General features: G+C 38.9%; 10 protein-coding genes and 3 tRNA genes. 7 read left to right on the forward strand and 6 right to left on the reverse strand.

Features of this window, described 5'->3' with window-relative positions; genetic code table 11:
* Nucleotides 1-304: 304 nt before the first annotated feature.
* On the forward strand, nt 305-1,828 hold the full coding sequence (locus QWT87_RS08425; protein ID WP_302715678.1) for a trypsin-like peptidase domain-containing protein: 1,524 nt from the start codon (nt 305-307) through the stop codon (nt 1,826-1,828).
* Nucleotides 1,829-2,139: 311 nt separating this feature from the next.
* On the opposite strand, the gene QWT87_RS08430 is transcribed toward QWT87_RS08425, so the two are convergent.
* From QWT87_RS08430 to QWT87_RS08440, 3 genes are read right to left on the reverse strand one after another with little or no spacing between them, the layout of a single operon-like run.
* Nucleotides 2,140-2,592 carry a hypothetical protein gene (locus QWT87_RS08430; RefSeq protein ID WP_185208563.1) on the reverse strand — a complete coding sequence of 151 codons (453 nt, stop codon included), beginning with the start codon at nt 2,590-2,592 and terminating at the stop codon, nt 2,140-2,142.
* Nucleotides 2,592-2,972 carry a RidA family protein gene (locus tag QWT87_RS08435; protein WP_076391804.1) on the reverse strand — a complete coding sequence of 127 codons (381 nt, stop codon included), beginning with the start codon at nt 2,970-2,972 and terminating at the stop codon, nt 2,592-2,594. Before QWT87_RS08435 ends, QWT87_RS08430 begins: the two co-directional genes overlap by 1 nt.
* 56 nt (nt 2,973-3,028) lie before the next feature.
* Entirely contained in the window at nt 3,029-5,617 is a 2,589-nt protein-coding gene (locus tag QWT87_RS08440) for a putative LPS assembly protein LptD (protein ID WP_185208561.1), read from the reverse strand.
* A 65-nt stretch (nt 5,618-5,682) separates the two neighbouring features.
* On the opposite strand from QWT87_RS08440, the gene QWT87_RS08445 reads away from it, so the two are divergent.
* From QWT87_RS08445 to QWT87_RS08470, 6 genes are all read left to right on the forward strand, one after another.
* On the forward strand, nt 5,683-6,969 hold the full coding sequence (locus QWT87_RS08445; RefSeq protein ID WP_185208559.1) for an N-acetylmuramoyl-L-alanine amidase family protein: 1,287 nt from the start codon (nt 5,683-5,685) through the stop codon (nt 6,967-6,969).
* A 57-nt stretch (nt 6,970-7,026) separates the two neighbouring features.
* A tRNA-Glu gene (locus QWT87_RS08450) sits at nt 7,027-7,101 on the forward strand.
* A gap of 10 nt (nt 7,102-7,111) precedes the next feature.
* Entirely contained in the window at nt 7,112-7,432 is a 321-nt protein-coding gene (locus tag QWT87_RS08455; protein ID WP_076391800.1) for a hypothetical protein, read from the forward strand.
* A 67-nt stretch (nt 7,433-7,499) separates the two neighbouring features.
* Nucleotides 7,500-7,754: a 30S ribosomal protein S20 gene (rpsT, locus tag QWT87_RS08460; protein WP_076391798.1), complete on the forward strand. Its 255-nt coding sequence runs from the start codon at nt 7,500-7,502 to the stop codon at nt 7,752-7,754.
* Nucleotides 7,755-7,765: 11 nt separating this feature from the next.
* Nucleotides 7,766-7,837, forward strand: a tRNA-Glu gene (locus QWT87_RS08465).
* Nucleotides 7,838-7,930: 93 nt separating this feature from the next.
* Nucleotides 7,931-8,002: transfer RNA gene (locus QWT87_RS08470), tRNA-Glu, on the forward strand.
* 73 nt (nt 8,003-8,075) lie between these two features.
* Here QWT87_RS08470 and QWT87_RS08475 read toward each other — a convergent pair.
* The 3 genes from QWT87_RS08475 to QWT87_RS08485 all read right to left on the reverse strand — a co-directional run bounded on the left by QWT87_RS08475 (nt 8,076) and on the right by QWT87_RS08485 (nt 16,323).
* Nucleotides 8,076-13,202 carry a helicase-related protein gene (locus tag QWT87_RS08475; RefSeq protein WP_159109015.1) on the reverse strand — a complete coding sequence of 1,709 codons (5,127 nt, stop codon included), beginning with the start codon at nt 13,200-13,202 and terminating at the stop codon, nt 8,076-8,078.
* Entirely contained in the window at nt 13,195-13,875 is a 681-nt protein-coding gene (locus QWT87_RS08480; RefSeq protein WP_159109016.1) for a hypothetical protein, read from the reverse strand. Before QWT87_RS08480 ends, QWT87_RS08475 begins: the two co-directional genes overlap by 8 nt.
* A 75-nt stretch (nt 13,876-13,950) precedes the next feature.
* Complete coding sequence (locus QWT87_RS08485; protein WP_159109017.1) at nt 13,951-16,323, reverse strand: JAB domain-containing protein; 2,373 nt, start codon at nt 16,321-16,323, stop codon at nt 13,951-13,953.
* Nucleotides 16,324-16,334: the final 11 nt, after the last annotated feature.

The following is a 16,334-nucleotide window of genomic DNA, read 5'->3' on the forward strand; positions in this document are numbered from 1 at the left end:
AATGAAAAATATAAGATTTGTCAGGTATATATTCAGATTGGTACTCTTTTGGATGAATCATCTTCAACCTTTGTAATTTTATGACATTTAAAACATCAATATGCCATAATGTCATTAATATTTTTTTAAGGTTCGTTAATTGAGATTTTAAAATTTATGGGATAATGCATAAATTATTGCAATTGTTGTTAAATTTTAGTTAAAAATGAAACATTATGTACCAATTGCATACGTATTTAGCATTAAATTTGTTTCCAGTAAAATGAAAAAGTTAACATCAATAAATAACAAAGAAAGATATACAATGAAGAGTACTTTAAAAAAACTATTACCATTTGCAGTAGTAGGAGTAATTTCCGGTGCTACTACCGTTGGAGGATTACAGTATCTTAATCACGATTCCAACAGCGCAGATCAATCATATTTTACAAAATCTTCTAATGTTTCCTTCGCAGGGATGAATTCCGCTGCAGTGGGGGACGATTTTGTAAAAGCTGCCAAAACGACAGTTCCGGCAGTGGTAACCATCAAAAATTACCAGTCTAGAACCACAAGTAGAGCTTCTGAGCAGGATATGTTCGATTTCTTCTTCGGAGATCCGTTCGGAGGAAGAGGACAGCAGAGACAAAAGCAGCAGGTTCCGGATAATATGCCTTCAGGAATGGGATCGGGGGTAATTATTTCGCCGGACGGATACATCATTTCGAACAACCACGTTGTTGCAGGAGCCAATAAGTTAGAAGTGGTTTTAAGCAACAAAAAATCTTATATAGCCACTTTAGTAGGAACAGACCCGAATACAGATATTTCCCTTCTTAAAATTGAAGAAAAAGGATTGCCTTATTTAAATTTTGCAAATTCCGATAATATTGAAGTAGGACAATGGGTACTTGCCGTAGGAAATCCGCTTGGATTGAATTCTACCGTTACAGCAGGTATTGTGTCTGCCAAAGGAAGAGGAATCGGAATTTTAAGTTCACAGGGAAAAGCCGCTAATCCGATTGAAAGTTTCATTCAGACCGATGCAGCAATTAATCCGGGGAATTCAGGAGGAGCTTTGGTAAACACAAACGGAGATTTAATTGGTATTAACTCAGCGATTCAGTCTACAACAGGTTATTACCAAGGGTACGGATTTGCAGTTCCGGCAAACTTAGCGAGAAAGATTGTTGAAGACATCAAGAAATTCGGTATCGTACAGAGAGGATTCTTAGGGGTTACTTCTTTAGATCTTTCAGACGATCAGCTTGTTGCCGCTTACAATAAAGATAAAAAGACCAATTATAAATCCGGTTCAGGAGTTCTGGTAACAGGATTCGGAGAAAGCAGCGGTGCAGAAGATGCAGGATTAAAAGTAGGTGATATCATTACCCAGATTGATACAACGCCAATTACAGATTTTGCTGATCTTTCCATTGCGATCGGAAGCAAACGTCCGGGAGATAAAGTGACGGTAACTTACCAGAGAAACGGAAAACCTTCCACAACAACGGTTACATTAAGAGATCAGAAAGGAGGCACTTCTACAAGAACCAAAGCAGATCTTAGTGTAACGGAAAAAATCGGAGCCGATTTCCAGAGTATTGATGATAAAACAAAAGCGTATTATGGGCTGAACAGCGGAGTAATCGCCAAAAATGTAATTGAAGGTGGTGAAATGGCTAAAGCAGGAATCGTAGACGGATACATCATCACAGAGATCAACGGGAAACCTGTAAACTCACAGAAAGACGTAGAAAACATTCTGAATAAGTTCACCGGAACTGCCCAGATCAAATACATGGATGACTACGGAAGAGGGTATCAGAGAGGCTTTAAAATGCCTTAATAAAAAGAGCTAAACTTCACTTCATATCAAAAACCCGGCTGCCTCAAATGAGGCAGCCGGGTTTTTTTTAGTTTAATATTCAGAAACATCTTATTTAATTGAAAAAGAAATCCTGCAACTGAAATCAGCAAACCAGCCTTCCGGAAAGCTTCCTGCACCCCTGCAACAGCTTTTCAGGGAACCGGGAAAGGATGTTTCACCCCTGCAGCAAACTTTCCGGAAAGCGGGAAACCTTCCTGCACCCTAGTAAGAAACTTTCCGGAAACTGATACACAAACAAAAAACGCTGCATTTCTGCAACGTTTTTTTATTTAAGATTTATTCATTTTTTCAGCGATTCTTCTTTTCTTCTTTCGTTCATAAATGACTTCTACAATCTTACCTCCGATCCACGAAAACGGGAAGAACGTAAGAAAAATAGAGATTTTATAGAAGGTAGGATGATAAGGGAAAACAATAACATCCAGCATGGCTATAAAAAGCATAATGAAACCAATAAGAATAGCATAAGCCACCTTAGCATATTTTACGATAATGGCAGTTGCCACCCCTCCCACTGTAGTTCCCAATCCGGAAATAAACAGCAGGAAACCGAAAAACGCACCGTCGTTCTGCTTGCTCTGAAGAAATCTCTGCCAATGCTCGAACGGAGCAAAAGCATCGAAATTTACCCATTGCGGAAATGCTCTTATCCCAAGAGTAATGATAAGCCCTGCAATCACAAGACCTACGATAACCGCAATTGTATTTCTTATAAAGTTCATTAATCCTGATGTGCGATCATAGAAATTTCGATATCCACATTTTTCGGCAGACAGGAAACCTGTACCGTTTCACGCGCAGGAAAGCTTTCCGCGTCCAGATAGGAAGCGTAAATATCATTCATTACCGCAAAATCATCCATGCTTTTAAGGAAAATGGTTGCTTTTACCACATTCTTAAAAGTCATTCCTGCTTCTGTAAGAATTGCTTCAAGGTTTTTCATTACCTGATGGGTTTCTTTTTCAATTCCTTCTACAAGTTTACCGGTTGCAGGATCTACAGGGATCTGCCCGGAAATATACAATATTCCGTTTGCCATATTGGCTTGTGAATATGGTCCGATCGCTGCAGGAGCATTTACGGTGTTGATTACTTTTTTCATGAAAATTTATTTTGGGTGCAAATATAAAATTTATATTCTATTTCTATAATCAAATATTAGAAAGGTGCGTTTGGCTGTGTAAAACTTCTGTCTTTATACTTCAGCGCATCACTTAAGATATTGGCTTTGATCCCGATAAAGAAGTCATATACTTTATATTGCCCGAAAGGAACCCAGTTGAAATTAATGGTAAAACTTCGCTGATCTCTTGCAAAACCGATTCTGGTATATGCAAGTTTCTGCGTCACCATATCGTAGTGGGTACTTCCGTTGATGTTCCAGTAAGGCGTTAGCTTAAGACTTCCGTCCAGTCCCACAGAAGCCAGTCTCGTTGGTGTTCTGGAAGCTGAACTTTTGGTGTAGGCATAGTTTGCATTTACATTCAATGTCCATGCCTGATCGAAATGCGCATAATTATCATCATCAAAATAATAATTTTCGTTCCTTACTTCCCCTTTGGTTTTATACTTTTTGGCATAATCTGTTTTCTCTCCAAAGATTTCGCTGCTCAGAGGATAAGACATCTGAACGTTGAATCCCTGAACACTGAAGTAACCAAACTCTTCTGTTCTTATTCCGGCATCCTGTCCCGGAAGATAGATAATTCTGTATGGGTCCAAAGATAAGCTTGTATTCAGGCTCAGTTTATTATTAAAGAAAGAAGACTGTCCTGTAATTGTTATGATAGAAAAAGGATGATCTTTCGCTGCAAAATTATAATTTCCGGAAAGGTTAAGAGATTCAAAAATCTTTATTTTCTTCACTCCTGTAGAATCGCTTTTCGATCTTACCTTCATCTCTAAATTATTCCCGATGTTAAAACCTAAAGCTCCTACTAATCCTGTCGTCGGACTTCCGATAATTCCGCCTTCAAAAATAGAATATGGTGTTAAAGCTCCATTTGCATCGTAATAATTTTTAAAATATCCATATCCGGAACCTCCGAAATCCGGAGAATAGGTAAACCCAATACTTGGCGTCATCATGTGTCTGATAGCCTCAATGGCAGAACCTTTCTTAAAGTTTGCCTGTCCATACAAAGTAGTCTGAATACTTGCTGTTGTTGAAAACGTAGAATATCCTGAAATTCCTTTATTGGTTTCTGTAACTACTTTATTCTGGATAGGGTCGTAGAATTTATTGATGGTTTTTGTGGTTAACGCATTATCAATATTCGCTCCCAAACTGAATGTGAAATATTTTGCTACGGTTGTATTGGTTCCCAGAGCAATGTTATTTTTCACTCCGGTTTGCAGTTTATCCCACATTGCCGCTTTAAAAAGCTCGCCCTCGTTGGTCTGAACAAAGTTTGATAAATTAATTCCTGTGTTTACGGTTAAATTTTCAAGCAGACCGGAACGCACTCCTGTTTTGGATCTGAATAAATAAAACTGATTGATCGCCACGTTCATCTGCGGCAGACGAAGATCTGATAAACCGGTGGCAAAATTCTGCGAATAGGAAGCCGTTCCCGTAATGGTAACCGGAAGTTTTAAAAATCTTTTGGTAAGGGTAACCGTAGAGTTTTGCTGGGTATTTAAAACATTCTGATTTAAAATATAATTATTGTTCAGTGTATTGTTATAAAATTTTGTACTCACAATATCTACCGATGCAGAAAATGTAAGGAAAGGATTGGCTTTGGAATCCTGTGTATGTCTCCACGCAATTCTGTACGTTCCTGTTTTGCTGTAATCATCTAAACCTTTGATCCCACGAACCATGGTTCCGATGTCCGCAGAAAAGTTTCCGGAATAGCGGTATTTTTTAATATAGTTCATTTCAGGCCGCAGGTTCCAGCTTCCTTTGGTGTAAATATCCGAAAGGATTTTAAGGTCAAAATGTTCCCCGATTGGCTGATAATAACCTAAACCGTTCAGGAAGAATCCTACATCCTGTCTTTCCCCGAAACTCGGAATCAGGATTCCCGCAGATCTTTTGCTTGAAAAAGGAAGGATCGCAAAAGGCATGATAAGCGGAGTGGGAACCTGCTCTATATACATCTGGATCGGTCCCGAAACAATAGACGATTTATTTTTTGTTTTTACAAGCTTCAGATATCTTGCTCTTAAAAAATAATCTGCCGCTGTATCTTTTTTCTTGATGTAATAATCGTCCGTCGTATAATCTGCCCGGCTCATCGCAAAGATACTGTCGTTGTACTTTTTGGTTTTGTTCGCGGTAATAACCCCTTCGTTTTCTTCGGTTCTTGCATTAAATGCAATTGCCTGTCTTGTTAAGGTATTATACTGAAATTCTGTAGTTTCGTATTTCTTCCCTGCCTGTGTTGTAATAACAGGCTCAATAATTCTTCCCAAAGAGTCCTGTTTTCCTCTTGCGTACATGAGATGTTTCTGCTCATCAATGGAAATATAGTCTGCATCAATCTGCATATCCTGATATTTCACCTGCGCATTTTTGTTCAGATACACCATTTTCTTCTGGAAATCTCTTCTCTGGTAGTCTGCTTTTGTCTGCAGAACAGATTCCAAAGGTTCCTTTTTCAGAACAATGGTATCTTTTTTGGAAATAGTATCATTAACCGCATTTTCAGGCAATTTTTTGGGCGTTTGCTGTGCTAAAAAATTGTTAAAAATTAGGATAATTAAAATTTGTAATATATTTTTGGAGACGGTTTTGACCAATTTTTTGTTATATTTATATGTATACAATTAAGGCTCAAAATTAATATAAATTTTAAAACTGTAAGATGTACAAAGTAAATTTTAAAATAATTTTATCATTTCTCTTCATCCTGACTGCCAACTTTATTTTTTCGCAAAAGAAATTTACCATTGTTTTGGACGCAGGACACGGAGGAAGTGATTACGGAGCAAACAGAACCTACACCGATATCGGAAGGATCTCCGAAAAGGATGTAACGCTCTCCATTACCCTTAAAGTAGGAGCAATGCTCGAAAAAAATAAAGATTTTAAAGTAATCTACACAAGAAAGATCGACGAATATCCTTCTTTGTCGGACAGAACCAATCTTGCGAACAGAAGCAAAGCGGATCTTTTTGTTTCCATTCACTGTAATTCTTCTAAAAGACCAACCGCATACGGAACCGAAACTTATGTACAGGGACCGGATCAGAATGATACCAATCTAGAAGTGGCAAAACGTGAAAATGATGTGATCTTTCTGGACGAAAAAGATAAGCAGACCTTCGGTTCTTATGATGCAAGCTCTCCGGAATCTTTAATTGCCCTGAAACTTCAGCAGAGCAAATATCTGGAATCCAGCCTTCTTCTGGGCGGACTGGTAGAAAATAATTTTGTAAATAAAGACAAAAGAAGTTCCCGCGGTGTGTTCCAGAAAAACCTGCACGTTCTGCGTATGAACGCGATGCCTTCTGTATTAATTGAAACCGGATTCATCAATCATCCAGAAGAAAGCCATTATCTGGCTTCTGAAAAAGGACAGGATGAAATTTCCGAAAGTATTTATCAGGCAATTATTGATTATAAAAAAGCGATCGACAGAAAATCAGGTGTTTCCGCAGTGGTAAAAAAACCTGAACCTGATAAACTGGCGGAAATCGCACTGAAAAATGATTTCAGAATTTTACTGTTGAGTTCTCCGGAAAGATTCAAGGAGGGAGATCCTGCTTTAAAAGGGTTAAATTACATTCTGCCTATTAAAGAGAACGGACAGTACAAATATTATTACGGGGTTACCAACCTTGCTTCTGTAAGAGATATTAACATTAAAACAGCAAAAGACGCCGGATTCCGGAATGCCTATGCGGTAGGATTTATGCCGAACCAGAAATTAAGTACAGGATATTACACCATTGAAGTCTACGTGGGCGAAAAACTGAATGGAAATTCTTTCATTCTTCAGACGCTGAAAGACGTGGAAAGAAACAAAGAAAGCGGCGTTTTCTATTATACCTACGGAAAAGTGTATACTTTGGAGGATGCGGTAAAATTACAGAAAGAGCTTGATGCTAAAGGAATTAAGAATACTGTGATTCAAAAAGTTTTCAAATAATAAAAAAATAATTTTGAAGTTAAAAAGTTAATTATTACTTTTGCAACCTCAAAATTTGGCCTATTCGTCTAGTGGTTAGGACTCAAGGTTTTCATCCTTGCAACAGGAGTTCGATTCTCCTATAGGCTACCAAATTTATATCATGCCGGATTTAAAAATACAAGAAGCAAAATTGCTTTTTAAGAAAATCCACTCTAACCCAAAAAGTTATGATTTAAAAATCAATGAAGACGGGATAACAGGCAGTGATGATAAAATAAGTTTCAGACTTGACAGGACTGGAGAAAGGGTAACTTTTGAAGTAACGATTGACGGACTTACCTTCACCAACACCACTGGAGAATGGAACAATGCGATGGTAATGCTGAAAAGCACCATCAAAAAATTAGAAAGAGAAGAAGAGAATATTAAAATAGAACAGGCAATAGATAAACTCAAAAAATATTTATCTGAAGAAAATTAAAAATTTTTGAAAATAAATTTGGAGGATAAAAAAAAAGTTTTTACTTTTGCACTCACATTTGAACGATATGGCAAATCATAAATCAGCATTAAAAAGAATCAGACAAAACGAAGTAAGAAAACTTCGTAACAGATACTACCACAAGACTGCTAGAACAGCGATGAAAGTGTTAAGAAATGAAGAAGATAAGGCTGCTGCTGCAGAGCAATTGCCAAAAGTTATCTCTTTGTTGGATAAATTAGCTAAGAAAAATATTATCCACAAAAACAAAGCAGCTAACTTAAAAAGCAAATTAACTAAGCACGTTAATAAACTAGCTTAATAAGTATAGTTGGCCCGTTCGTCTATCGGTTAGGACCTCAGATTTTCATTCTGGTAAGAGGGGTTCGATTCCCCTACGGGCTACAAAACTTAATTACTACTCTAACCTGGTAATTAATAAGAGTTGAAACTTATAAAAACAAAAACTAACCCTGCGATTATTCGTAGAAATTAGATGGCCCGTTCGTCTATCGGTTAGGACCTCAGATTTTCATTCTGGTAAGAGGGGTTCGATTCCCCTACGGGCTACTACACACGCTGTAAATCAGTGATTTACGCATAGCGGGGACTAAAACAGGGACTTCAAGTCCCTGTTTTTTTATTATCTCTTTCTTCCATATTGTTGTATTTCTATTTTTTGTACATTTTCATTTTCAAAATTTTTATCAATTACTCTGATAATATTCGTCTTAAATAATTGTGAATTCTCCACCATTCTCTCCTCTAAATAACCCCTACTCTCATTAATTTTCAACTGCATTTCCTTCTCCTCCCTATACTTCTCAACCAATCCCTCCCGAACATTAGGCAAATCCTCCAACCTTTTATCCAATTCAGCAATCTTATCTTCAGTAATTTTTGTCTGCTGTTCAATCTCCGTCACATTCACGCCTTTTTGAGAAAGAATATCAATTTCCTCTTGGACTTTCTCCTTTGTCAAATCAATCGTTTTTTGATAAAATGGAAGCTGGTTTTTCCAGTATTCGGCATTGTCGCCCTCTTCCTTGGAATAGCCTAAGATTCGGTTGTAGTTATGTTGCGCTTTAGTTACTTCTTCCTGAATTTTAATAAAACTGTCATATTTTCGAAGCACAAAAGCAGAATCAGCCAAAAATTTATTTTTTTCGGTTTCAATTTGCTTTTTCATCAGTTCAATTTCTATATTCGCTCTGGTTTCGGGATTCGTGATAATGGCGGTTTTCAGTTCCTGCGTGCTGATGTCAGAAATATCCAAAACATCGGCTCCCTTCTTCATTGCCTCCAAGTATCTTGCCTGTTTGGATTGCAATTTTTGAAGCATAAAGACATCAATGCTGTCATTGGTCAACATAAAGTTGATTCTTACATTTTCGTTCCTATTTCCTTGTCGCCAAGCACGACCTTCCACTTGCCGTAGAGAGGTAAAGTTGTACGGAAGAGAAAGCATGTAAATATCCGTCGTATTTTCCTGAAGGTTCATTCCTTCCTGAATCGCCTCGCTTCCGATGACCACCTTTATTTTTCCGGAATTGAAATCGTCCTGAATCTTTAAACGGTTTGGTTTGCTGGTTGCTCCGGTGATGACTCCGACTTCTTCCGGTTTGTAGCCGACCTCCCGTACCAAATATTCCCTTAGTTTCAGAAATTCCGAAACAGCTAATTCAGAGTAGATAATCTGTCCCGAATCCGGAATGTCGTTTTTGTTCTGCCGAATCAAATCCATCGTTTGTTTTAGTTTCGGAGAATCCTCTATAAACTCTTCTAAAGACGGTTCTTCTCCTTCATAATAGGGAGAAAGATATGGTGAAATCGCAATCAAACGGGCATTAAGGATATGCGTAAGAATTGCCCCTTTTTGGGTTTCGGTAAAGTTTTCATTGAGCATTTCGTATTGCTCACTCGTTAAATAGTTCTGCTCAATCTTATATTCCTTGTTGATTCGGTTGGGCCGCACCAATTCTGGATTGTCTTCTTCGCCTTTGATATCAATAAATTCAGATAAAAGTTGCTGAAACAGCGAATTGTTTTTAAAACGTCGAACATTCGCCTTGAATTTCACATCACCTTTTGCGTCAATCTCCATGTCGTTGTCTGCCTCCATAAAGGTTTCAAAGAAGGTATTCACATTGAAGTAGCCCGATTCTTCTAATCTCTTGTTCGCAATCAAGGAGAGAATAGAATAATATTCCAGTGGTTTATTGGTAAATGGCGTTGCAGAAAGCAAGGTAACATTTCTACCGTCGTTCTTTTCTTGGATGTATTGCGCAGCCATCCAAGTATTGATACCCAACTTTGAAGTCTGCTGGTTTTGATTTCTAAAGTCTGAAGCAAATCGGCGGTCTTCTATTCTTACTTTTCCTACGATATGGTTCGCGTTGTGGACTTCGTCATAAGTCAGATGGTCAAAACCAAAGTCTTCCCAATCGTAAATCTTGCCACGCTTCATTTTACCCACCAGTTCTTTTTCTTTTTCCAGTTCTTTCTGAAAATCCCTTTCGCTGATGGTGTTTACACTTCTTAATTCATTTTCTGAAATATAGGAGAACTTGGAAGCCAGATTTTGGGTAATATTTTCAGAAAAACCGATATTGTTAAAACCCTCGTAAGTGACGATGGTGATTTCCCCATCCTTGTTGTCGAATTTTGAGAGGTCGAAGTCTTTTCCGAGATTTCCCAAGACATTCACTTTGGCTTCGGGAATGGTTTCAAAAATGGTTTCCACCCACTGTTTCAGAATGCTGTCATTGGGAACGACAATCAGCGGTCTTTTTGCGTTACCTCTCTCCATCGCTTCGTGCATGGAGAGAATTCCCGACAATGTTTTTCCAAATCCAACCTCGTGTGCGAGTAATCCAACACCTTTGGTTGTCTGTCGTCCGATTCCTGCTTTTTGCACTTCGGTTAAGCGCAGTTCTCTTCCTTTAAAATTCAAATGGATTTTTGAAAACAATGGAAATTTTGAATAGTCGGGAACAGAGAGGTTGTTGTAGTTTCGGTTAAAATCTTTTACGAAACGCTCCCTTAAATCGTCCGACAACTCTTCCCTCAAAAATTTTTGAAACAAATCATTGGCTGCGGCTTTTCGTCTTTCACGAACCAAGGCATTCCGTTCCTTGTCGCTTCCCGTAACGTTTTCGTTGTCTACAAAACTTCTGACCTCCCAAGATGAGGAACCTGCAAATGCCTCACTCGAAAGTGTTCCGACAAAATCCTTGAATTTTTCAGCAAGGTTATAGGGAACGGTTGCGGTTTCCGTCTGTCTCGTGTTTTGATTCCAGCGTTCTTTTTCAACGGTTCCAAAATCAAACTGGTGGACAAATTCATGATTCGGACTGATTGAGATTTCGTCTAAAGTTTTTGGTTTTGGAAGAACATTGAGGAGTAAATCCTTTTGTTTCTCATATTGATTTTCTGTTCCGCCAACCGAGAACCTGTCCTTAAAGTCTATTTCCAGTTGTTCTAATTTGGCGTAGATATTCCCTTCGGCGTAATAAAAATCGTGAACCCAATTTCCGTCCATATAGTTGGCAAATTGGTAGTGCTTACCGTGATTGTTTAATGTGCCGTCGTAGGAAGTGTCCCGAAATGCCTCAATCTGTTCTTTAGTAATATCGGTACTGTTCTGAAGCGAGGCATTCACAATTTCATCGGCTTTGAAAAATTGGTATTTTAAAACCCCTTTCTTGATTTCCGGTTTGGTCTGAATTCGATATTCCGCATTTTTCTCTTTGTGGGACTGGATAATTTTATCCGCTTTACGATGAATTTCATCAATTTGGTCTTTCGAAAAATTTGGGGGATTATCAAAAATTTGGGTTTGGAATTTGAAATACTTCTCAATCTCCTTTTCAATTGCGGGAGATTTGAATTTTACTTCATTAAGTCTGGAAAGAACTTGCTCAATTTTATCTTTCGTTTCTGCAAGGTCAATTTCTTCTGTTTTAGCGGGAATGGTGTTTTCTAAAGTTTTGCTTTTTGATTCTCCTTTAGGTTGATCAACCTCCAAAAACAAATCTTCAAAGAGGTTTCCAATTCTTTCGGTCTGCTTTTTATTTTTGAGTTGCTCAATCCTAGATAAGGCGTCCTCTAAATTTCCATAGACATAGTTTTCCAACCTCCCAAAACGGTTGGTTTTCTCTCGGGTTTCCCCTAAAATCCTGTCGGGATGTTTTTCAAAATAATTGGAAATATCTGTAGAAATTTTCTGGGAATTTTTTTGCAGAATAATAATGTCCGTTCCTACCTGAGTTCCGGCAAAAGCACCATTCGGCAGACGAAAACCTTCCAAAATATCTGCATTTTTTAGTTGGGCTTGTCGGTTCAACCAACCCGAAGGAAGCACCATTGCCAAAACACCATCTTGTTTTAATGAATCTATAGACCTTTTGACGAAATAATCCTCGTATTTGGAGAGTTTGGGTTCTTCTCCCAAACCTTTGTATAATCCACGATGGTCGCCATAAGGAGGATTCCCTATAACCAAATGGTATTTTTCAGAAAATTCCTTCTTGTTGCCTTTCTCGTCTATAAATTCGGTTTCAAAGGAGCGAAGGTGGATATTGGATTCGGGATGAAGAATTTTGGCTATTTTTGCCGTGGTTTCGTTGATTTCAAAGGCGGTAATGTTGGATTTGATTCCCAAATCCTTTACGGCATACAGAAAATTACCTGTTCCAACGCTGGGTTCCAAAACCTCAATTTCCTTTTGGGTATTAAACTGGTCTTTGATTAAATTTCGGACGGCATCTACAAGCCTTGAATCAGTGTAATATTCATCTAAAATTCCCCTGCCTTCTTTCGCCGTACCGCCACTTTTGAATTGATGACAGATGTCTTTTAAATCTTCTGTAATGGTAATATTTTCCTTGAGTTTAATTTGATTATCGTTGGAAACAAAACAAGTTGCGGAAACGACTTCCGCAACTTGTTCATTGGTCAGTTTTTGACCTTTGTATTTTGAAATAAGTTCTTCTAATTCCTCGTTGTTTCGAGTAGATGTTTCTACTACTTCTGCTGTTCCATCGGATACAGTTCTCCCGGATACGATTCCGCCCACGAAATGTTCTGCTTCCTCATTTTTTGTAGCATTTTTCGGTTGTGTTCCGTCAACAGGTCCTCGCTCTGGTTTTCCGACCAGATGCTTCCAGATTGTGTCTTCAAGTCCATCTCCAGCATGGTTGCCGTCCACAGCTTGTCCTCCAAAGTGATTTCCGTTTTGCTCGGATTGGCTTCTTTGGACAGGTTCTCCAGAATTTCGTTGAGAAAGTTCGGCTCCCAAGTGCTGAGAGTTGGAAATTCCTTCGGATTGAGTTCCATCGTCTTCATTTCTTATCGTTTTTCGTTCAACTAAATTAGTATTTTTCTCTTGAACTTGGAGTTTATTTTTTAAATATTCTTCCAGGTTTTGGTTCCCATTTTCAGAAATTCCATACAGCAGGCGGATGTCCTTGATATTTTTATTTTGAAATTCATTGAGGATTTTTTGTGTAGACCTATTTCCGTCATCATCACCGGTTAGACACAGAAATATCTTTCCGCCGTAGTTTTTAAACCGTTCGACAAAGCTTCCAGTATTTTCATTATAATTGAGTGTTACAAGGGTTCTGCCGTTGTTTTGATTGTTTAGTTTCAAAAGTTCCAAAAACGAATCTTTGTCGTTATCGCTGTTAAAGACAATCAGTTCGTTTTTAGTTCCCTCAATAATGGAAATTTCTGAACTAGAATGATTTAAATAGGATGTCTCACTCACTTTTTCTGTTTTTTACGAAGTGGTTGAACTCAAAAATGTCTTTCGCCGTGTCGTCCCAGTTTTTTCTGGGAAGCAGTTGCAGGCTTACAAAGATGTCGGTCTTCTTGTTGTAGGAATCGATGCGCTCCAATCTGCCTCCATAATCCTTTTCTGCATGTCTGTAGAGGGAATACGGCAGAATCGTGTCCGTTGGATAGATGTAGAAACGGGTATAGTTCCAAGGGGAATTGACTTCGAAGCGTCTGTATTTTTTCTTGAATAACACCGTGTCGGAGAGTTTCCGCCTGTTCTTATAGTTGGGAATCATTTCTTTTGAGAAAATGGCGCCGTCCTTCTTGTTCCAAACTAGTGACGGTTTTTGTTTTTCAAGAATATCGGAAAGAATGATGTTGCCGTTTTCAGCATCCAATGGATAGCACAAAGAATCTCTCACGAGATAGGCATTTTGATTCATTTCGGGGCAGGTGTGGTCTGGAACCAGCTCTAAAATCTGGTCTCCCGAATAACTCATTTTCGAGATGTGGAAACTCTGCATCTTGTCCAATCCTTTGGACGCATCAAAATAGACATTGGAAATGAGGTCGATTCCGCCTTTTTCGGATTTGATTTCCTTGTGGCAGGAAGTCAGTAGAACTGCAGGAACTAGGACTAAAAATATGGATTTGATGTTCATAATGATTACATTTTAAAAAAAGCGGCAAATCAAAATTTGACTTACCGCCTTCGGATAATAGTCAGGTATTATTTATTATCGTTTGATGCTCTGTTCCTTCACATGGGCTTTCTCCTGTTTTTCTTCATTTTCCAAGCCCTGTAAAGGTTTGTTGGTGTTGATGCGGTTCATATCACTGTCGTAAAGGTTCAGGTTTTTATACTGCGGATTGAGTACCGCTTTTCCTTCCATTACCTTATCGTCCATTTCAAATTTTACCTTGACCACATTTCCTTTTTCAAGGGATTTGATGGTGTTTTCCCTGTATTCCGGCTTGTCGAAAACGAGGTTGGCTTTTTCCACGATTTTGTCGGTATCGACACCGTAGTTTTTGTAGAAATTCTGGAACATATAGTTTCCTTTTTCCGTCTTTGGCTCCTCGAAGTTGAACTGCACGAATGCGGTTTCCGACTGGTCGCTCTTTGGGTTGTGGAACTCGATTTTCACACTTCTTCCCTCCAAAAGGTTTACTGCTTCTTTCGCGGTAAAGGTGTTTTCTCTGTTTACCGAAAAATTGTGGGTGATGTCTTCGCCTTTCTCATTCTTTAATTTGGCGTCGTAGGAGTTGAGGAAAACGCCGCCGCTTTCCGTCTTGTTGAATTTCAAGGCAAAATCGACCTTGTTTCCGGGCAGTGCCTTGTCCGATGAAGTTTTGATTTCGAATTGCTGGTTTTTGGACTTGATACCTTTTTCCAATTCTTTGTGAAGCTTTTCGTCTTCGCCGAAACCGAGGTATTTAAGTTGATTTTTTAGATAATCTACCTGGTTGAATTCTTTTTGTGTTTCCATAATGTTTGGGGTTTGATTGTTAAAATATTCTTTGTTTTTATTGAGATGTTGTGTTATTGTATCTCCGTACATTTTGGCATAATCCTTTGTAGAGGGCTCGCCAATGATGTCGTCTATCGAAAATCCTGACCTTGTGGCATCCATTTCTTCTTTAAATCTCGAATGAAAATTATTTTGGATGAATAAATTGCTCCGTTTTTTGTCGTCGGGAAGAAAGAGGCTTTTAAGGGAGTCGATAATTTTTTCCGTTTCTTCATTTCCCTCGTAGGTAAGCAGTTCTCCGCCGACGAATAGCAAAACATGGTCTTCGGGCTTTCGATACAGGAAGATTTTTGAGGCAATCTGGATGTAGTTTTCTTTGTCGTCCTCCGTTAAGGAAATTTCAAATTCGTGCTGGGTATGACCTTCGGAATCGTCAATGAAAAGTTTGACGTAATCCTTTTGTGGTGGTTCTTCCATATTTTTAGAATTTTTAGAGTACCTATCATTTTGGTTGTTTTCCGATACGCAGATAATGGGTTCCGCATTCAGGTGGTTTTTGCTGAATTTGTCCAAAAGTTGGTCATAGACGTTGATTTTGGTTTTTTCGTAAAGAGAGTGATAGTTTCCGCTTTCCAATAAAATGGCGTCCAAAGCCGTAAACCCCATCAGTTCGAGTTTGTCGCGGTATTCCTTGTACATCTGCTCGTTCACATTATTTCCGTAGAGGATGACTCCCGTTCCAGCGTGGATGGTCATCAGTTCCGTCAGTTTTTCGAATTGCCGATGCTGCGGAAGAATGAATTTTCCCACGATGTCGTTCGCATTGTTCAGGATGATGGCTTCCGTCTTGTCGGATAATCCAAACTTTTGGCTTGAAATGTAGGCGGCGGAATCTTCGGGACTGTTGATTTTGAACGGCTGATAATTGGCGGCAAAAATCTGCTTGTTAAAGGAAAAGGTGCTGACTTTTCCCTGCTGTTGATTTTGCTCGGAAAGTTCCAGAACACGGTCGCTTCCCAAATCTCCGTTGAATACCAAATATTTCCCCGAACGCAGATTGATGACGATGCCGTCTTCCACCTTTATTCCTGTATGGTCGAAAATTTCGTGCAGTCTTTGCAACATGAGTCGGTCATGTTTGCTCGAAATCAGTTGTCCGCTCGGATGGTTGTGGACGAGCGTGATGCTTTCGGGCTGCATTTTGAAGACGTTTCCCGTCAACAACCGTAAATCCACAACGGTGGAAGTAATTCCGCCTGTCGAAAGATGTTGAACGAGATAACTGTCGTCCTTGAATTTGTAGAGTGCAAAGGTGTGTTCCACCGCCTCGTCTTCAAGCGCACGGAAAAGCCAAGCCACATCGTTCACATCAGAAATTTTGGTTCCCGCCATGAATGAAAGACTTTTGTTTTCCGAAAACTGCCGCTCTACGAGCGCAAAGTCATTGGCGTAACCTTGATTGTCCTTTTCCCGTAGGATGGCGGAATTTGGGTCAGCATCATTTCTCCCACTGAAGAGTTTGTACGGTAATATTTCGCCCGCCGACGTTTTGAGATATTGCGTATCCTCGTCCGTCGGAAATTGGAAATTCGTGTTCGGTCCATATTTGCTCTGGTAATTGATCGTTTCTGTTTCCATCTTTTCAAAAA

Origin of the sequence: Chryseobacterium urinae (genome assembly GCF_030518295.1) — a bacterium.
Classification (GTDB): Bacteria; Bacteroidota; Bacteroidia; order Flavobacteriales; family Weeksellaceae; genus Chryseobacterium; species Chryseobacterium mucoviscidosis.